Annotated in this window: 11 protein-coding genes, 1 tRNA gene and 1 rRNA gene; 12 read left to right on the top strand and 1 reads right to left on the bottom strand. The window is 70.4% G+C overall.

The window, feature by feature from the left end; translation table 11 throughout:
• The 3 genes from rrf to ACIGA3_RS09975 form a co-directional block, all read left to right on the top strand.
• Positions 1–88: ribosomal RNA gene (rrf, locus tag ACIGA3_RS09985) — 5S ribosomal RNA — on the top strand; the annotation flags it as partial.
• 117 nt (positions 89–205) lie between these two features.
• Entirely contained in the window at positions 206–871 is a 666-nt protein-coding gene (locus ACIGA3_RS09980) for a DegT/DnrJ/EryC1/StrS family aminotransferase (RefSeq protein WP_399712543.1), read from the top strand.
• A gap of 85 nt (positions 872–956) precedes the next feature.
• Positions 957–1,029 (top strand) — tRNA-Thr (locus tag ACIGA3_RS09975).
• Between the two features lie 93 nt (positions 1,030–1,122).
• Here the strand turns inward: ACIGA3_RS09975 and ACIGA3_RS09970 are convergent.
• Positions 1,123–3,879: a SpoIIE family protein phosphatase gene (locus tag ACIGA3_RS09970; RefSeq protein ID WP_399712415.1), complete on the bottom strand. Its 2,757-nt coding sequence runs from the start codon at positions 3,877–3,879 to the stop codon at positions 1,123–1,125.
• A gap of 342 nt (positions 3,880–4,221) precedes the next feature.
• Here ACIGA3_RS09970 and ACIGA3_RS09965 point away from each other — a divergent pair, with 342 nt between their 5' ends.
• From ACIGA3_RS09965 to ACIGA3_RS09925, 9 genes are all read left to right on the top strand, one after another.
• The gene (locus ACIGA3_RS09965) at positions 4,222–9,681 is read left to right on the top strand and encodes a HAMP domain-containing protein (RefSeq protein WP_399712412.1); all 5,460 of its coding nucleotides are present in this window, start codon (positions 4,222–4,224) and stop codon (positions 9,679–9,681) included.
• A gap of 241 nt (positions 9,682–9,922) precedes the next feature.
• The gene (locus ACIGA3_RS09960) at positions 9,923–10,600 is read left to right on the top strand and encodes a two-component system response regulator (protein ID WP_399712409.1); all 678 of its coding nucleotides are present in this window, start codon (positions 9,923–9,925) and stop codon (positions 10,598–10,600) included.
• Between the two features lie 125 nt (positions 10,601–10,725).
• Positions 10,726–13,446: a DNA translocase FtsK gene (locus tag ACIGA3_RS09955; protein WP_399712407.1), complete on the top strand. Its 2,721-nt coding sequence runs from the start codon at positions 10,726–10,728 to the stop codon at positions 13,444–13,446.
• A 282-nt stretch (positions 13,447–13,728) separates the two neighbouring features.
• Positions 13,729–14,574, top strand: coding sequence for a helix-turn-helix domain-containing protein (locus tag ACIGA3_RS09950; protein ID WP_399712404.1), 846 nt, complete (start codon positions 13,729–13,731; stop codon positions 14,572–14,574).
• Positions 14,575–14,677: 103 nt separating this feature from the next.
• Positions 14,678–16,150: a 30S ribosomal protein S12 methylthiotransferase RimO gene (gene rimO / locus ACIGA3_RS09945; RefSeq protein ID WP_399712401.1), complete on the top strand. Its 1,473-nt coding sequence runs from the start codon at positions 14,678–14,680 to the stop codon at positions 16,148–16,150.
• The gene (gene pgsA, locus ACIGA3_RS09940; protein ID WP_399712398.1) at positions 16,147–16,890 is read left to right on the top strand and encodes a CDP-diacylglycerol--glycerol-3-phosphate 3-phosphatidyltransferase; all 744 of its coding nucleotides are present in this window, start codon (positions 16,147–16,149) and stop codon (positions 16,888–16,890) included. The genes rimO and pgsA overlap by 4 nt, the downstream gene beginning before the upstream one ends.
• On the top strand, positions 16,887–17,432 hold the full coding sequence (locus ACIGA3_RS09935) for a CinA family protein (RefSeq protein ID WP_399712394.1): 546 nt from the start codon (positions 16,887–16,889) through the stop codon (positions 17,430–17,432). Before pgsA ends, ACIGA3_RS09935 begins: the two co-directional genes overlap by 4 nt.
• 109 nt (positions 17,433–17,541) lie before the next feature.
• Positions 17,542–17,916, top strand: a complete 375-nt coding sequence (locus tag ACIGA3_RS09930; RefSeq protein WP_399712391.1) for a helix-turn-helix domain-containing protein — start codon at positions 17,542–17,544, stop codon at positions 17,914–17,916.
• A gap of 199 nt (positions 17,917–18,115) precedes the next feature.
• Positions 18,116–18,586: a Dps family protein gene (locus ACIGA3_RS09925; protein WP_399712388.1), complete on the top strand. Its 471-nt coding sequence runs from the start codon at positions 18,116–18,118 to the stop codon at positions 18,584–18,586.
• The last annotated feature ends 249 nt before the right edge of the window (positions 18,587–18,835 follow it).

The following is an 18,835-nucleotide window of genomic DNA, read 5'->3' as shown; positions in this document are numbered from 1 at the left end:
CGGTTACATATCGAACCCGGAAGCTAAGCCTCACAGCGCCGATGGTACTGCAGGGGGGACCCTGTGGGAGAGTAGGACGCCGCCGAACAAATTTTGATAAAAGGGTTGGTCCCTGAACTTCGGTTCAGGGACCAACCCTTTTTTGTTTTCCGTAACTTGGCGTTCACGTCGCCCCCCGAGCATCTCCTTCATGGGTACCGCAGCAATGCTCAGGGCCGCCGGCGTGGGAGCCGGGGACGAAGTCGTCGTACCTGCCTTCGGCAATGCCGAAGTCGCCGAGGCGGCGGCCCTGGTGGGCGCGCTGCCGGTGTTCGCCGACATAGACCCGGCCACCTACTGCCTGGACGCGGCCTCCGTCGCGGCAGCCGTGACGCCCCGTACCGCGGCCGTCGTCGTGGTCCACCGGTTCGGCCGGCGGGCCGACGTCAGGCCGTTGCGTGAACTGGGGCACTGGCACGGTCTGTTGGTGCTGGAGCGGGGGGAAGCCGACGCCCCCGATGAGGAGTTGGTGCGGCGGCGCGAGCGGGCGGCCTATCTGGACGCCCGCCTCAAGGGAGTTCGGACGCCGGACAGCGGTGACGGACACACCTACCAGCAATACGTGGTCCGGGTACCGGGGAACGGACGGCCCGACCGGGACGCGTTCGCCCGCGCCCTGCGGGCCAGGGGAGTTGCCTGCCGGATTCCCGTGCAGACACCCGCCCACCGGCTGCCCCGGTTCCGGCACCTCGCCTGGACGCTGCCGGAGACGGAACGGGCCGCGGACGAGACGCTCGCTCTCCCCGTCGATCCCGCTCTGACGAAGCGGGAGATGCAGCGGATCGTCTCCGCCTGCAATGCCCTTGGCGGGCTGCTCCAGCCCGCCTTCTGAACGGGCGGCGAACGGATTTGGGAAGCCGAGCCCGTTCGGGGTACGATCTTCTTGTTGCCGCGAGGGAAACCTCGAAAGCGACAAGGCCCCCATAGCTCAGTCGGCAGAGCGTCTCCATGGTAAGGAGAAGGTCAACGGTTCGATTCCGTTTGGGGGCTCAGCAATAAAGGCCCCACCCATATCGGGTGGGGCCTTTTGCATGCCCGCACGCAGGTCCGCGCGCATGCCCGCCCGGCGGCGGGCCGGGGGCCTCAGTCCTGCTGAAGCCCCGGGACCCGCATCGCCAGGATCGCCATGTCGTCGGACGGGGCGTCGGAGGCGAACCGCTCCACCGCGCGCAGGACGCGCGCCGCGACCGCGCCCGCCGTGAGCCCCGTACAGGTCGTCAGGACGTCCGCGAGGCCGTCGTCGCCCAGCATGCGGGTGCCCTCGCGGCGTTCGGTGACGCCGTCCGTGACGCACAGCAGTACGTCGCCGGGGTCGAGGGTGACCGTCTCCTCGTACAGCTCCAGGTCCTCGATCACGCCGAGCAGGGGCTGCGGTTCGGCCGCCGCGGTGACCGTGCCGTCCTGACGCAGGCGCAGCGGGAGCGGGTGGCCGGCGCAGACCACCTTCAGCTCGGCGCCGCCGTTCTCCTGCGGGCGCAACTCGCCGTACAGCAGGGTCAGGAAGCGGCTGCGGTCGCCCTCGTCGAGGATCGCGGAGTTCAGCCGCTCCAGCACCGCCGGACCGCTGAGGCCCTCGCGGGCCAGCAGGCGCAGGGCGTGCCGGGCCAGACCGGTGACGGCGGCCGCGTTCGGGCCGGTGCCGCAGACATCGCCGATGGCGAAGCCGTACGCGCCGTCGCCGATGGGGAAGAGGTCGTAGAAGTCGCCGCCGACCTCGTTGCCCTCGCCCGCCGCGCGGTAGATGACATCGACCTCCACGCCGTCGATGGGCGGCAGGCCGGGGGGCAGGAGGCTGCGCTGGAGGGCCTGGCTGATGGCCGTGCGCTCCGAGTACAGGCGGGCGTTGTCCAGGGCCAGGGCGGCCCGGCGGGACAGGTCCTCGGCCAGCTCCAGGATCTCCTGGCGGAAATGGTCGTCGGTGGGCTTGCCGAGGATCAGCATGCCGATGACGCGGTTGCGGGCCACCAGCGGCAGCACGACCGTCTCGCCGCCGACCGCCGAGGCCGTCGCCAGGGTCGGGCCGATGCTGGAGGCGAGCTGCTGGGTGGGTCCGCCGGACAGACCCAGGCTGCGCATGGAGCTGCGCAGGGCGGCCTGGTGAGCGACCTCGCCGGGCAGCGACCAGACACGGGCGCCCGGCGTCAGTACCGGGTCGGGCGGCGGGATCTTCGACAGCAGCGACTTGATGCCGTCGATGAACTCCTCGTCCTCGTGCAGGACGTACGACAGATACGGGTCCGCGGACTGCTCGCTGATCGTGTAGACCGCGCACCAGGTGGCCAGGGTCGGCACCGTCATCTGTGCCATCAGGGCGAGGGTCTGGTCGCGGTCCAGGGTGCCGGCGAGCAGGTCGGACGCCTCGACCAGGAAGCTGAGCGAGCCCCGGCGCAGCCGCTCCAGCTCGCCGAGGCGGGCGGACTCCACGGCCAGGGCGATGCGGTCGGCGGCGAACTGGAGGCGCAGCGCCTCCTCGTTGGAGTACCGGCCCGGTGCCTCCGCGGCGACGCCGAGGGAGCCGGTGAGGCGGCCCTCGACCTTGAGGGGCACCGTGACCACCGAGCGCATGCCGGTGCCGGCCAGGAGAGGTACGGCGGCGCTGGGGATGACGCTCAGGTCCTCGTGGACGGCGGGCATGCGGGCCGAGCCGTAGCGGCCGGGGCCCGCCTCGACGGGGACGCGGGCGAAGCGCTGGCGGGTGGAGGGCAGGCCGGTGGAGGCGCGGACCTCGAGTTCCGTCTCGTCGTCGGTGGCCAGCAGCAGGAAGGCGGAGTCGCCGTCGAGCATGTCGCGGGCGCGCTCGACGGTGCGCTGGAGGAGTCCGTCGAGGTCGTCGGGGGCGGGGGAGCCGATGAAGACCTCGAAGGGGTCGGCGCTCTGGCCGTCGGAGCCGCCCTGGTCGCCCGCGGGGAGGCGGGAGGGGGTCTGGAGGACGGCGCGCTCGTGGTCACGGACCAGGAGGCAGACCGTGGAGGGCTCGCCGCCGGTGTCGCGGACCCGGAGGTGAGAGGCGTAGACGGAGGAGACGCGGCCGTCGGCGCCCCGGACGCCGTAGCTGCCCTCCCAGCGGGAGAGCTGGAGCGCCTCGGCGATGCCGGTGCCGGTGCCGGGGGTGTGCGGCCAGGCGGCGAGGTCGGTGAGGGGCTTGCCGATGACCTCGTTCGCCGGATAGCCGAAGAGTTCCTCGGCGTCCTCGTTCCAGGCGCTGATACAGCCCTTGCGGTCGATTTGGAGGACGGCCACGCGGACCCGGCTGTCGGCCAGGGGGAGGAGGTCGGGCGGCAGGACCGGTCCGGCGGCGCGGGTGCCGACCTGGCGCTCGGGCAGGTCGAGCTGGAACCAGACGTTCTTGTGCGTGGGGGTGTACTCGACGCCCCAGCGGGTGGCGAGGGCCGCGCAGAGTTGCAGGCCGCGGCCGCCCTCGCGGTCGGGGCTGCCCATGACGGCGTGCGCGCTCTGGAGCGGGACCTCGCGCTCGGGGTAGCGGTCGGAGACCTCGACGCGTGCGCCGTGCTCGGTGCGCAGGCACAGGACCTCCGCCTCGGTGCCCGCGTGGACCACGGCGTTGGTGACCAGCTCGCTGGTGAGCACCACGGCGTCGTCGACGATGTCGGCGAACCCCCAGCCCTGGAGGGTGTCGCGGACGAAGGCGCGGGCGGTCGCGACCGAACGCCCGACGGGCTCGAAGCTGGCGGCCGCGCGGGCGGTGATCACGGAACTCCTTGCTCTGTCGTCGACGTGCGGGGCCGGCGGGCCGGCCGGCTCGGACCGCTGCTGCGGGGTCCGCTCGCCCTTCGGGCGTGGCTCCGGGGGAGGTCCCCCCGAGATCAGTCCGGTGGTCATCCTCTGCGGCCCCTCCGATGCCCGTGTCCTTCTCGTGCCGCCGCCCAGGCCGGTCGGGCCGGTGCGGCTGGACAGCCGGATGCAAGGTTACTTACCTTCGCCGTCGCGGTGGATGCCGGTCGCCGGTGATTACCCCCCACGGTGTGCGAACCGTGTGCGAAGCTGCCGAACTGTTATGGCCTGGTTCGGCAGGGGTGAAACACTGGGCAGGATTTTGATGAAGGTCCGCTCGGGCTGCGTGTGTTCCGTGCACGACGGGCAGCAGCCCCTGGATGCCGCCGGATCACCGGTCCGACGCGGTCGGGCACGGCAGTGACGGTCTACCCCTCCGGGAGGGACACAGTGGAGTCTGGCGCAGCGACGCGGGGCAATAAGACGCGCGCGAAAGGCGGACCGTCCCCGCGCAGGAGCGGCGGAGTCACCGAGGTGGACACCGCTGCCCTGAACCGGTTGCTCGCCGCGCTGGAATCCATGCGCGACGGGAACTTCCGCAAGCGGCTCACGGTGTCCGGCGACGGCGTGATGTCGGAGATCGCGGCGGTCTTCAACGAGGTGGCCGACCGCAATCTGCATCTGACCGGTGAGCTTGCGCGGGTGCGGCGCACGGTCGGGCGCGAGGGGAAGCTCACGGAGCGGCTGGAGACGGGTGCCTGCGAGGGTTCCTGGGCGGCCGCCGTGGAGAACTCCAACGCGCTGGTCGACGATCTGGTGTGGCCGGTGTCCGAGGTCAGCCGGGTGCTGACGGCGGTCGCGGAGGGCGATCTGTCGCCACGCATGGACCTGCGTACCGAGGCGCCGGACGGGACCGGGCATCCGCTGCGGGGCGAGTTCCTGAAGGTCGGCCGGACCGTCAACAACCTGGTCGACCAGCTGTCCACGTTCACCGACGAGGTCACGCGCGTGGCCATCGAGGTCGGCACCGACGGCAAGCTCGGCGGGCAGGCGAAGGTGCGGGGCATGTCGGGTTCCTGGAAGGACCTGACGGAGTCCGTCAACACGATGGCGAACCGGCTGACCGCGCAGGTGCGGGACATCGCGCTGGTCACCACGGCGGTCGCCGGCGGTGATCTGTCGCGCAAGGTCACCGTGCAGGTGGCCGGCGAGATGCTGGAGCTGAAGAACACCGTCAACACGATGGTGGAGCAGCTGTCCTCGTTCTCGTCCGAGGTGACGCGTGTGGCCCGCGAGGTGGGCACCGAGGGCATCCTCGGCGGGCAGGCGCAGGTGCCGGGCGTGGCCGGGGTGTGGAAGGAGCTGACCGACTCCGTCAACACGATGGCCGGGAACCTGACCGCGCAGGTGCGCGGGATCTCCCAGGTGACGACTGCCGTGGCCAGTGGTGATCTGTCGCAGAAGGTGACCGTGCCCGCGCGGGGCGAGGTGGCGCAGCTCGCCGAGACGATCAACCAGATGACCGAGACGCTGCGGATCTTCGCGGACGAGGTCACGCGCGTGGCCAACGAGGTCGGTGCCGAGGGCCGGCTCGGCGGCCAGGCGAACGTGCCGGGTGCGGCGGGGACGTGGAAGGACCTGACGGACTCCGTGAACACGGTGTTCCGGAATCTCACCACCCAGGTGCGGGACATCGCCGCCGTGACGACCGCCGTGGCCAGCGGTGACCTGTCGCAGAAGGTCACCGTGGACGTGGCCGGCGAGATGCTGGAGCTGAAGAACACCGTCAACGGGATGGTGGACCAGCTGTCGGCGTTCGGTGCCGAGGTGACACGGGTCGCGCGGGAGATCGGTGTCGAGGGCGAGCTGGGCGGCCAGGCGCAGGTGTCGGGCGCGGCCGGTACCTGGAAGGACCTGACGGACTCCGTCAACACCGCCTTCCGCAACCTCACCGGCCAGGTGCGCAACATCGCCCAGGTGACGACGGCGGTGGCCAACGGCGACCTGTCGCAGAAGGTCACCGTGGACGTGTCCGGCGAGATGCTCCAGCTGAAGAACACCGTGAACACGATGGTGGACCAGCTCTCCAGCTTCGCCGACCAGGTGACGCGGATGGCCCGTGACGTGGGCACCGAGGGGCGCCTGGGCGGTCAGGCACGGGTGGACGGGGTGTCCGGCACCTGGAAGGAGCTGACGGACTCCGTCAACTTCATGGCCGGGAACCTCACCTCCCAGGTGCGCAACATCGCCCAGGTGACGACGGCGGTGGCCAACGGCGACCTGTCGCAGAAGATCGACGTGGACGCGCGCGGGGAGATCCTGGAGCTGAAGAACACCATCAACACGATGGTGGACCAGCTCTCCGCCTTCGCCGACCAGGTGACCCGCGTGGCCCGTGACGTGGGCACCGAGGGGCGCCTCGGCGGTCAGGCGCAGGTGCCGGGCGTGGCCGGTGTGTGGCGGGACCTCACCGATTCGGTGAACGGTATGGCGGGGAACCTCACCGCCCAGGTCCGCAACATCGCCCAGGTGGCCACCGCGGTCGCGCGAGGTGACCTCTCCCAGAAGATCACCGTGGACGCGCGCGGGGAGATCCTGGAGCTGAAGAACACCCTGAACACGATGGTGGACCAGCTGTCGTCGTTCGCCCAGGAGGTCACTCGGGTGGCCCGTGAGGTGGGTACGGAGGGCATGCTCGGCGGTCAGGCCGAGGTGCAGGGTGTCTCCGGCACCTGGAAGGACCTCACGCAGTCCGTGAACTTCATGGCGAACAACCTGACGATCCAGGTGCGCAACATCGCCGAGGTCACGACGGCCGTGGCCAAGGGTGACCTGTCGAAGAAGATCACCGTCGACGCCAAGGGCGAGATCCTCGAACTGGTCACCACGGTCAACACGATGGTCGACCAGCTGTCCAGCTTCGCCGAGCAGGTGACGCGGGTGGCGCGCGAGGTGGGCACCGAGGGCATCCTGGGCGGGCAGGCGCACGTACCGGGTGTCACGGGCATCTGGAAGGACCTGAGCAACAACGTCAACCTGATGGCCAACAACCTGACCATGCAGGTGCGGAACATCTCCCAGGTGGCCTCCGCGGTGGCCAACGGTGACCTGACGCGCCAGGTCACCATCGAGGCGCGCGGTGAGGTGGCGCAGCTCGCCGACACCATCAACACGATGGTGAAGACGCTGAGTTCGTTCGCCGACCAGGTCACCAAGGTGGCCCGCGAGGTGGGTACGGACGGCATCCTGGGCGGGCAGGCCCATGTGCCCGGTGTGGCGGGGACGTGGAAGGACCTCACCGAGTCGGTGAACGGGATGGCGTCCAACCTGACCGGCCAGGTGCGCAACATCGCCATGGTCACGACGGCGATCGCCAAGGGCGACCTGACCAAGAAGATCGACATCGACGCGCGGGGCGAGATCCTCGAGCTGAAGACGACGATCAACACGATGGTCGACCAGCTGTCCAGCTTCGCCGAGGAGGTCACCCGGGTCGCCCGCGAGGTGGGCACCGAGGGCCAGCTCGGCGGCCAGGCACGCGTGCTGGACGTGGACGGCACCTGGCGGGACCTGACCGAGTCGGTGAACGAGATGGCCGGGAACCTGACCCGGCAGGTGCGTGCCATCGCCAAGGTGGCGACCGCGGTGACCCGCGGTGACCTGAACCTGAAGATCGACGTGGACGCGTCCGGGGAGATCCAGGAACTCCAGGACTACATCAACAAGATGATCGCCAACCTGCGCGACACCACGATCGCCAACAAGGAGCAGGACTGGCTCAAGGGCAACCTCGCCCGTATCTCCGCCCTGATGCAGGGCCGCCGGGACCTGGCGGACGTGGCCTCGCTGATCATGAGCGAGCTGACCCCGGTGGTCTCCGCGCAGCACGGCGCGTTCTTCCTGACCATGCCGACGGTCGACGGCCAGGACCCCGCCGGGGACGGCGAGGAGCGCTACGAGCTGCGCATGCTCGGCTCCTACGGCTGTTCCACGGGCGCCATGCCGACCTCGTTCCGGCCCGGTGAGGGGCTGATCGGGACGGCCGCGCAGGAGAAGCGGACGATCCTGGTCAGGGACGTGCCCAGCGGCTACCTGAAGATCTCCTCCGGGCTCGGGGAGGCTCCGCCGGCCCAGGTCATCGTGCTGCCGGTGGTGTTCGAGGGCAATGTGCTCGGCGTGATCGAGCTGGCGTCGTTCACGCCGTTCACGCACATCCAGCGGGACTTCCTCAACCAGATCGCGGAGATGATCGCCACCAGCGTCAACACGATCTCGGTCAACACCAAGACCGAGCAACTGCTGAAGCAGTCCCAGGAGCTGACCGAGCAGCTCCGGGAGCGCTCGGAGGAGCTGGAGAACCGGCAGAAGGCGCTCCAGTCCTCCAACGCCGAACTGGAGGAGAAGGCCGAGCTGCTGGCCCGGCAGAACCGGGACATCGAGGTGAAGAACACCGAGATCGAGGAGGCCCGCCAGGTCCTGGAGGAGCGTGCCGAGCAGCTCGCGGTGTCGATGCGGTACAAGAGCGAGTTCCTCGCCAACATGTCGCACGAGCTGCGTACCCCGCTCAACTCGCTGCTGATCCTGGCCAAGCTGCTCGCCGACAACGCGGAGAGCAATCTGTCCCCGAAGCAGGTCGAGTTCGCCGAGACCATCCACGGCGCCGGGTCCGACCTGCTCCAGCTGATCAACGACATCCTGGACCTGTCGAAGGTCGAGGCCGGCAAGATGGACGTCTCCCCGACCCGGATCGCGCTGGTCCAGCTCGTGGACTACGTGGAGGCGACCTTCCGGCCGCTGACCGCCGAGAAGGGCCTGGATCTGTCGGTGCGGGTCTCCCCGGAGCTGCCCGCGACCCTGCACACCGACGAGCAGCGCCTGCTCCAGGTGCTGCGCAACCTGCTGTCCAACGCGGTGAAGTTCACCGACTCCGGCTCCGTGGAGCTGGTGATCCGGCCCGCCGGGACGGACGTTCCGCAGATCATCCGGGAGCAGTTGCTGGAGGCGGGTGCGCTCACCGACCCGGACGCCGCGCTGATCGCGTTCTCGGTGACCGACACCGGCATCGGTATCGCGGCCAGCAAGATGCGGGTGATCTTCGAGGCGTTCAAGCAGGCGGACGGCACGACCAGCCGCAAGTACGGCGGTACCGGCCTCGGTCTGTCGATCTCGCGGGAGATCGCCCAGCTGCTCGGCGGTGAGATCTACGCCCAGAGCGAGCCGGGCCGCGGCTCCACGTTCACGCTGTATCTGCCGCTGCACCCGAGTGAGCTGCCGCCGCAGGGCTACCAGCAGTCCGTGCCCCCGCTGGAGGCCGGAGAGCTGGTCGCCTCCGAGGCGCATCTGTCCGCCAGGCTGACGGCCCCCCAGGTCGAGACGCCGGCCGAGGTGAAGTCGTACCGGGAGACGCAGAACGGGCCCGCCGCGCTCTTCCGGCGCCGCCGCCGGAGCCTGACCTCGGCGGAGCAGCGGCCGGAGCAGTCGATCACCATCGAGCAGCCGGAGAACGCCGAGCGGCCGGTGCGCACGGTGCGGTTCGGCGGCGAGAAGGTGCTCATCGTCGACGACGACATCCGCAACGTGTTCGCGCTCACCAGCGTGCTGGAGCAGCAGGGGCTCTCGGTGCTGTACGCCGAGAACGGCCGCGAGGGCATCGAGGTGCTGGAGCAGCACGACGACGTGGCGGTGGTGCTGATGGACATCATGATGCCCGAGATGGACGGCTACGCGACCACGACCGCGATCCGCAGGATGCCGCAGTTCGCGGGCCTGCCGATCGTCGCCCTGACCGCGAAGGCGATGAAGGGCGACCGGGAGAAGGCGCTCCAGTCGGGCGCCTCCGACTACGTCACCAAGCCGGTCGACCCCGATCATCTGCTGGGTGTCATGCGACAGTGGATGCGGCCGGAGTGACGGCACGACAGGACCGGTCACGGGGGCGCGGTTCAGTACGCGGGCCAGGTGTGGGAACCTCGGATTCCGGGAACCTTCCAGGCTCTGCCCGCGTTTGAGCCGTGTGCACCGTGACATCGCGGTGACAGGGTGTGGCGACGGGCGGGGTGCGGCTACGATGACCGGCACAAGGACGGGCGGCGAAAGGGAGTCGTCCTCTGGGGCGGCGCCCGGTGTACCGCCGGGGCGAGGAGGGCGGGCCATGGTGCAGAAGGCCAAGATCCTCCTGGTCGATGACCGGCCGGAGAATCTGCTGGCGCTGGAGGCCATCCTCTCTGCGCTCGATCAGACGCTGGTGCGGGCATCGTCCGGGGAGGAAGCGCTCAAAGCACTGCTCACGGACGATTTCGCGGTCATCCTGCTGGATGTCCAGATGCCGGGCATGGACGGCTTCGAGACGGCCGCGCACATCAAGCGGCGGGAGCGGACGCGGGACATCCCGATCATCTTCCTCACCGCGATCAACCACGGCCCGCACCACACCTTCCGGGGTTATGCGGCGGGGGCGGTCGACTACATCTCCAAGCCGTTCGACCCGTGGGTGCTGCGCGCCAAGGTCTCGGTGTTCGTCGAGCTGTACATGAAGAACTGCCAGCTGCGCGAGCAGGCGGCGCTGCTGCGGCTCCAGTTGGAGGGCGGCGGCAAGGACACGGTCGACAGCAAGGAGCCCGCCGGGCTGCTCGCGGAGCTGTCCGCGCGGCTCGCGGCCGTCGAGGAGCAGGCCGAAGCGCTCTCCAAGCAGCTGGACGAAGAGTCCGCCGACGCCGCGGCGGTGGCCACGGCCGCACACCTGGAGCGCAAACTCACCGGGCTGCGCCGGGCGCTGGACGCCCTGGAGCCGGGTGCCGACGGCTCGGCCCCGCTGCCTCCGCAGAGTTGACGTCCCGCCGGGTGCCCGGCATCCCGTGAGCGGGCGTCAATTTCGCGTCCTGACAAGGGCGACACGAACGGGTGAAGCTGTGGGCACACGTGTCCGCTGTCGTCTCCCCCGGTAACCTCACACCCATGGCCTCACGTCCCTCCGCAGCCAAGAAGCCGCCCGCCAAGAAGGCGGCCGCTCCCGCGAAGGCTCCGGCGAGGAAGGCGGCCGCCAAGAAGGCCCCGGCCAAGAAGGCGCCGCCCCGCAAGGCTCCCGTGCGCAAGGTGCCGCCCAAGCCCGCGCCCAGCCCCACCGGGGGCGTGTACCGGCTCGTGCGCGCCCTCTGGCTGGGCCTGGCGCACGCGGTCGGCGCCGTCTTCCGGGGCATAGGGCAGGGCGCGAAGAACCTCGACCCGGCCCACCGCAAGGACGGCGTCGCGCTGCTGCTGTTCGCCGTCGCGCTGATCGTCGCCGCCGGAACCTGGGCCGACCTGAGCGGACCCGTCGGCGACCTGGTGGAGATCCTGGTCACCGGCGCCTTCGGCCGCCTCGACCTGCTGGTGCCGATCCTGGTCGCGGTCATCGCCGTACGGTTCATCCGGCACCCGGAGCAGCCGGAGGCCAACGGCCGGATCGTCATCGGTCTGTCCGCGCTCGTCATCGGGGTGCTCGGCCAGGTCCACATCGCCTGCGGCTCACCCGCGCGGGACGACGGCATGCGGGCCATAAGGGACGCCGGCGGCCTCATCGGCTGGGCCGCCGCCACCCCGCTGACGTACACGATGAGCGAGGTGCTCGCCGTACCGCTGCTGGTGCTGCTCACCGTGTTCGGGCTGCTCGTGGTCACCGCCACGCCGGTCAACCACATCCCGCGGCGCCTGCGCGCCCTCGGCATCCGCCTGGGCGTGCTGCACGACTACGCGGCCGACCTGGACGACGACGAGGGCTACGGCTACGGCTACGACGAGCAGTGGCGCGACGAGCCGCCCGCGCGCCCCCGAGGCGGCCGTGGCGCCCCCCAGGGCCACGACCCCGACGGCGCCGAGGACGAGGCGCTCACCCGGCGCCGCCGCCCCCGGCGGTCCGCCGTGCCGCAGCCCGACCCGCGCGGGATGGACGCGGTCGACGTGGCCTCGGCGGCCGCCGCCGCGCTCGACGGCGCCGTGCAGCACGGCATGCCGCCGTCCCCGGTCGTCGCCGACCTCACCCAGGGGGTGAGCGTGGGGGACCGCGAGGAGACCACTCCGGTCCCCGTGCCCTCCCCGGCACCGGCCGCGCGGCCCACACCGGGCAAGAAGGCCACGGACGGCAGCGTCCCCGACTTCACCAAGGCCGCCCCCGACGCACCCCGCGAGATGCCCGCCCGCGCGGAGCAGCTCCAGCTCTCCGGGGACATCACCTACTCGCTGCCCTCGCTGGACCTCCTGACCCGCGGCGGCCCCGGCAAGGTGCGCAGCGCGGCCAACGACGCCGTCGTGGCCTCCCTGCGCACGGTGTTCACCGAGTTCAAGGTGGACGCCGACGTCACCGGCTTCACCCGGGGCCCGACCGTCACCCGCTACGAGGTGCAGCTCGGCCCGGCCGTGAAGGTCGAGCGGATCACCGCGCTCACCAAGAACATCGCCTACGCGGTCGCCAGTCCGGACGTGCGGATCATCAGCCCCATCCCCGGCAAGTCGGCCGTCGGCATCGAGATCCCCAACACCGACCGGGAGATGGTCAATCTCGGCGACGTGCTGCGGCTCGCGGAGTCCGCCGAGGACGACGACCCGATGCTGGTCGCCTTCGGCAAGGACGTCGAGGGCGGCTATGTGATGCACTCGCTGGCGAAGATGCCGCACGTCCTGGTGGCCGGTGCCACCGGCTCCGGCAAGTCGTCCTGCATCAACTGCCTGATCACCTCGATCATGATGCGGGCGACCCCGGAGGACGTCCGGATGATCCTGGTCGACCCCAAGCGCGTCGAGCTGACCGCCTACGAGGGCATCCCGCACCTGATCACGCCGATCATCACCAACCCCAAGCGGGCCGCCGAGGCCCTCCAGTGGGTCGTGCGCGAGATGGACCTGCGCTACGACGACCTCGCCGCCTACGGCTTCCGGCACATCGACGACTTCAACCGGGCCGTGCGCGAGGGCAAGGTCACCCCTCCGCTCGGCAGCGAGCGCGAGCTCCAGCCCTATCCGTACCTGCTGGTGATCGTGGACGAGCTGGCCGACCTGATGATGGTCGCCCCGCGCGACGTCGAGGACTCGATCGTCCGCATCACCCAGCTCGCCCGCGCCGCCGGCATCCACCTGGTGCTGGCCACCCAGCGCCCCTCGGTGGACGTGGTCACCGGTCTCATCAAGGCCAACGTGCCCTCCCGGCTTGCCTTCGCCACCTCCTCGCTGGCCGACTCCCGCGTCATCCTCGACCAGCCCGGCGCCGAGAAGCTCATCGGCAAGGGCGACGGCCTGTTCCTGCCCATGGGCGCCAACAAGCCGACCCGTATGCAGGGCGCCTTCGTCACCGAGGCCGAGGTCGCGGTGGTCGTCCAGCACTGCAAGGACCAGATGGCGCCGGTCTTCCGGGACGACGTCACCGTGGGCACCAAGCAGAAGAAGGAGATCGACGAGGACATCGGCGACGACCTCGACCTGCTCTGCCAGGCCGCCGAGCTGGTGGTCTCCACCCAGTTCGGGTCGACGTCCATGCTCCAGCGCAAGCTGCGGGTCGGCTTCGCCAAGGCGGGCCGGCTGATGGACCTCATGGAGTCCCGGAACATCGTCGGACCCAGCGAGGGTTCCAAGGCTCGTGACGTTCTTGTGAAGCCTGACGAACTGGACGGCGTGCTCGCGGTGATTCGCGGGGAGTCTGACGGGTAGGGCTTCGGGCCACCCGGCGTGTCGGGACTGCGCCGGGTGGCGGCACCGCCGTGATCCACCCGTTAAACATCGGCGGGCAACCGTTTCCCTTCGCAGTACGTCAAGTTGAGCGAGAGCAGGGGTACAGGTACCGGCCTGGGCCTCCCGCTCCCGTCCCGCCGTCGGGCTGACCGGCCATTCCGATGGCGTACAAAGTCCGTTCGCCCGCTTGCCCCACCCTTTCGTACCCCGCCTAGACTGAACGCTCAGCACAGGTGGCTCATACGCTCGAAAGGCGCCCCCGTGTCCATCGGCAGCAACTCCCCCGAAGACGAGCCCCCGTTCCCCGACGTCCCCGAGCACGACGGCCCTTCCGTCGGCACCGCCCTGCGCCAGGCCCGCGTCGCGGCCGGGCTGAGCGCGGGTGACGTCAGCGACGCCACCCGTATCCGCCTCGCCATCGTGCACGCCATCGAGGAGGACGACTTCTCCTCCTGCGGCGGCGACGTGTACGCGCGCGGCCACATCCGCAACCTGGCCAAGGCCGTCCACCTCGACCCCGCCCCGCTCATCGCGCGGTTCGACGCCGAGCACGGCGGCCGGCCCGCGCCCACCCCGGCGGCCCCCCTGTTCGAGGCGGAGCGCATCCGCCCCGAGCGCCGGGGCCCCAACTGGACCGCGGCCATGGTCGCGGCGATCGTCGTCGTCATCGGCTTCGTCGGCTTCACCGCGATCAAGTCCGAGACCGGCGGCGACACGGACAACCAGGCCGTCGAGGGCAACGCCTCGCCGACCGCCACCAAGTCCGCCGCGCCCACGCCGAAGACGGAGCAGTCCGCCACGCCGAAGTCCGATCCGTCCGACAGCGCCATCGCGGCCGCCCCGCAGGACAAGGTGACCGTCCGGGTCACCGCGCCCGACGGGCGGAGCTGGATCTCGGCCAAGGACCACAACGGCCGCATGCTGTTCGACGGCCTGCTGAACAAGGGCGAGTCCAAGACCTTCCAGGACAGCACCAAGATCAACCTGATCCTCGGTGACGCCGGCGCGATCGAGCTGTACGTCAACGGCAAGAAGATCGACGACGACTTCCGGCCCGGCGCCGTGGAACGGCTCACGTACACCAAGGGCGACCCCGAGGTCGGGTGACGCCCTTCCGGGCGCCTGGAGCGAGCGGACTGTGACGGGGTTGGCCAAGAACGGCCAACCCCGTCGACATGGGGTGCGGGACAGACAAAGTAGTCTTGAGCCCATGCCTGAACGCCGTACCGTCGCACTAGTCACTCTCGGCTGCGCCCGTAACGAGGTGGACTCGGAGGAGCTCGCAGGCCGTTTGGAGGCGGACGGCTGGCAGCTTGTCGAGGACGCCGGGGACGCCGATGTCGCCGTCGTCAACACCTGTGGCTTCGTCGAAGCCGCCAAGAAGGACTCCGTCGACGCCCTCCTGGAGGCCAACGACCTCAAGGACCACGGCAGAACCCAGGCCGTCGTGGCGGTGGGCTGCATGGCCGAGCGGTACGGCAAGGAACTGGCCCAGGCGCTGCCCGAGGCCGACGGCGTGCTCGGCTTCGACGACTACGCCGACATCTCCGACCGCCTCCAGACCATCCTGTCCGGCGGCGTCCACGCCGCCCACACCCCCCGCGACCGCCGCAAGCTGCTGCCGATCAGCCCGGCCGAGCGCCAGGAGTCCGCAGCCGCCGTCGCCCTGCCCGGCCACGGCCCGACCGACCTCCCGGACGGCCTCGCGCCCGCCTCAGGACCGCGCTCGCCCCTGCGCCGCCGCCTGGACGGCTCCCCGGTCGCCTCGGTCAAGCTGGCCTCCGGCTGCGACCGGCGCTGCTCCTTCTGCGCCATCCCGTCCTTCCGCGGCTCCTTCATCTCCCGCCGCCCCAGCGATGTGCTCAACGAGACCCGCTGGCTGGCCGAGCAGGGTGTGAAGGAGGTCATGCTCGTCTCCGAGAACAACACCTCCTACGGCAAGGACCTGGGCGACATCCGCCTGCTGGAGTCCCTGCTGCCCGAGCTGGCCGAGGTCGACGGCATCGAGCGGGTGCGCGTCAGCTACCTCCAGCCGGCCGAGATGCGGCCCGGCCTGATCGACGTGCTGACCTCCACCCCGAAGGTCGTGCCCTACTTCGACCTGTCCTTCCAGCACTCCGCGCCGAACGTGCTGCGCGCCATGCGCCGCTTCGGTGACACCGACCGCTTCCTGGAGCTGCTGGACACCATCCGCGGCAAGGCCCCCGAGGCCGGCGTCCGCTCCAACTTCATCGTCGGCTTCCCCGGCGAGACCGAGGCCGACCTCGCCGAGCTGGAGCGCTTCCTGACCGGCGCCCGCCTGGACGCCATCGGTGTCTTCGGCTACTCCGACGAGGAGGGCACGGAGGCGGCCACCTACGACACCAAGCTCGACGAGGACGTGGTCGCCGAGCGCCTCGCCCACATCTCCCGGCTTGCCGAGGAACTCGTCTCGCAGCGCGCCGAGGAGCGCCTCGGGGAAACCGTGCGCGTCCTCGTGGAGTCCGTCGACGGCGAGGACGGGGTGTGCGGCCGCGCCGCGCACCAGGCCCCGGAGACGGACGGCCAGGTGCTGCTCACGAGCGGCGAGGGCCTGAGCGTGGGACGTATGGTCGAGGCCAAGGTGGTCGGCACCGAGGGGGTCGACCTGGTGGCCGAGCCGCTTCCGGGCTCGTCGGTGTGTAGCGAGGAGGCGGCCAGATGACCGGAGTCCCGGCATCCGCCTCGGGCAGCTCCTCCGGCGCGCGCAGCGCACCGGACCAGGCCGCCGACGGTGCTCCGGAAGTCTCCGGCTCGGCCGCCGCGCTGGAGGCGCGGCACCCGCGCGGTGGCAAGCTGGCCGCGGCGGCCGTCAACCAGGCCAGCGTCTGGAACGTCGCCAACCTGCTCACCATGCTCCGACTGGTCCTCGTGCCGGGCTTCGTGGCGTTGCTGCTGGCCGACGGCGGCTACGACCCGGCCTGGCGCGCGTTCGCCTGGGCGGCCTTCGCCGTCGCCATGATCACCGACCTGTTCGACGGGCATCTGGCGCGCACCTACAACCTGGTCACCGACTTCGGGAAGATCGCCGACCCGATAGCGGACAAGGCGATCATGGGCGCGGCGCTCATCTGCCTGTCCTCCCTGGGTGACCTGCCCTGGTGGGTGACGGTGGTCATCCTGGGCCGGGAACTCGGCATCACCCTGCTGCGTTTCGTGGTCATCCGCTACGGCGTGATCCCGGCCAGCCGGGGCGGCAAGCTGAAGACGCTCACCCAGGGTGTGGCGGTCGGCATGTACGTACTGGCGCTGACCGGCTGGCTGGCCACCTTGCGGTGGTGGGTGATGGCCGCGGCGGTCGTCCTCACGGTCGTCACCGGTCTCGACTATGTGAGACAGGCCATGGTGCTGCGCCGCCGGGGAATCGCGGAGCGGGCGGCGGCGTTGGAAGAGCGAGAAGCGTGAACCCCACGGCCACCGAGCTGGTGCGGCTACTGAAAGTGAACGGCGAGACCGTCGCCGTCGCCGAATCGCTCACCGGCGGTCTGGTCGCCGCCGAGATCACCTCGGTCCCCGGCGCCTCCCAGGTGTTCCGGGGTTCGGTCACCGCCTACGCCACCGAGCTGAAGCACCGGCTCCTCGGCGTCGACGCCGGGCTGCTGGCCCGGTCCGGCGCGGTGGACCCGCAGGTCGCGGCCCAGATGGCGGCCGGTGTCCGCGAGGCCCTCGGCGCCGACTGGGGCATTGCCACCACCGGGGTGGCCGGCCCCGATCCGCAGGACGGCCAGCCGGTCGGCACGGTCTACGTGGCCGTCGACGGACCCTTCCGGCAAGGCTCGCTTTCCGCCCCCGGCGGAAAAGTGGAGGCCCTGCGGTTGAACGGCGGCCGTGCGGAAATTCGTATGGAGAGTGTACGGAGCGTACTCGCACTGCTTCTGCGGGAGCTTGTGGGCGAACAGACCGGAAATGAGCGGGCACAGGATACGGAACGGAACGGGGGGTTTTGATGTTTGCAGCCCTGAGTGAACACGACATCGCTCCCCGCACGGCCGCGGCGCGAGGCGGTACGGTGGGGCGAGAAGGATGCGGCTACGCGGTCCGAGGAGGGAGCCACCGATGATTCTGCTCCGTCGCCTGCTGGGTGACGTGCTGCGTCGGCAGCGCCAGCGCCAGGGCCGTACTCTGCGCGAAGTCTCCTCGTCCGCCCGGGTCTCACTTGGCTATCTCTCCGAGGTGGAGCGGGGGCAGAAGGAGGCTTCCTCCGAACTGCTCTCCGCGATCTGCGACGCGCTGGACGTACGGATGTCGGTGCTCATGCGTGAGGTGAGTGACGAACTGGCACTCGCCGAGCTGGCCCAGTCCGCCGCGGCCAACGACGGCGTACCGGCGCCGGTCCGGCCGATGCTGGGTTCCGTGTCGGTGGCCGGTGTGCCACCGGAACGGGTGACCATCAAGGCACCCGCCGAAGCGGTGGACGTGGTCGCCGCGTGACCTGCGCGCACGCGGCCTAGCGCCCGATAGATGTGAGCCCCGGCCGGGCCTCCCTGGACTTTCCCTGGTGAGGCCCGGCCGGGGCTTTCTCATGCTCCGGGCCGGGTGCCGTCCGCCGGTTTGCTCCGTTTGCCGGGGTCGGGCGGGTCGGTCATGGTGGGAGGGACGTGAAGCCCCGCCGGAGCCCTAAGGACAGCGGATGTACGTGGTGAAGAGCTCTCTTCCCGAGGATGATCTGAAGACCGTCTCCGAGGCCCTGCAAGGGGCGCTCGTGGATCTGGTGGACCTCTCCCTGGTCGCCAAGCAGATCCACTGGAACGTCGTCGGGCCACGCTTCCGGTCCATTCACCTCCAGCTGGACGAGGTGGTCGCTTCCGCCCGCCTCCATTCCGACGCGGTGGCCGAGCGCGCATCGGCGTTGGGTGTTTCGCCGGACGGACGCGCGGCAACGGTCGCTTCCGGCACCGGCATCAAGGTCCCTCCGGCGGGCTGGATCAAGGACACGGACGCGGTCTCCGGGATGGTCGCCGCCCTCGGCGCGGTCATCGGCCGGATGCGGGAGCGGGTGAGCGCGACCGGCGACGCCGACCCGGTGTCCGAGGACCTGTTCATCCAGATCACGGGAGATCTCGAGAAGCACCATTGGATGTTTCAGGCCGAGAGCGCTTAGAAGAGGCGGGTTCCCGGAACCGGTGGTCGGGCTGTCTGCCCGGCGCTGCTCCGGTGAGCCCTTCGGTGCGCCTCCCGCAGGTGGCAGGCGGTGTTCTAGCTTCCGGCTGGAGGTGACGGTCCATAGTGGGGCGAATAGTGCGGTGGGGGGCAGGGCTCGGGCTCGGCGCGGTGTGGTGGTGGGCGGTGCTGCGGCTGACCCTGGGAGACGGCGCGGGGGTGCTGGAGGGGTCCGTGGTGCTCGGCGGGT

The organism is Streptomyces sp. NPDC085596 (assembly GCF_044541565.1).
GTDB lineage: Bacteria > Actinomycetota > Actinomycetes > Streptomycetales > Streptomycetaceae > Streptomyces.
This window is presented reverse-complemented; position numbering and strand designations above follow the sequence as displayed.

What these genes read in the sequence shown, in the direction of transcription:
- rimO (WP_399712401.1), top strand. Translation starts at nt 14,678, where the DNA reads ATGCCTGAACGCCGTACCGTCGCACTAGTCACTCTCGGCTGCGCCCGT.
- ACIGA3_RS09960 (WP_399712409.1), top strand. Translation starts at nt 9,923, where the DNA reads ATGGTGCAGAAGGCCAAGATCCTCCTGGTCGATGACCGGCCGGAGAAT.
- ACIGA3_RS09955 (WP_399712407.1), top strand. Translation starts at nt 10,726, where the DNA reads ATGGCCTCACGTCCCTCCGCAGCCAAGAAGCCGCCCGCCAAGAAGGCG.
- pgsA (WP_399712398.1), top strand. Translation starts at nt 16,147, where the DNA reads ATGACCGGAGTCCCGGCATCCGCCTCGGGCAGCTCCTCCGGCGCGCGC.
- ACIGA3_RS09980 (WP_399712543.1), top strand. Translation starts at nt 206, where the DNA reads ATGCTCAGGGCCGCCGGCGTGGGAGCCGGGGACGAAGTCGTCGTACCT.
- ACIGA3_RS09925 (WP_399712388.1), top strand. Translation starts at nt 18,116, where the DNA reads ATGTACGTGGTGAAGAGCTCTCTTCCCGAGGATGATCTGAAGACCGTC.
- ACIGA3_RS09930 (WP_399712391.1), top strand. Translation starts at nt 17,542, where the DNA reads ATGATTCTGCTCCGTCGCCTGCTGGGTGACGTGCTGCGTCGGCAGCGC.
- ACIGA3_RS09970 (WP_399712415.1), bottom strand. Translation starts at nt 3,879, where the DNA reads ATGACCACCGGACTGATCTCGGGGGGACCTCCCCCGGAGCCACGCCCG.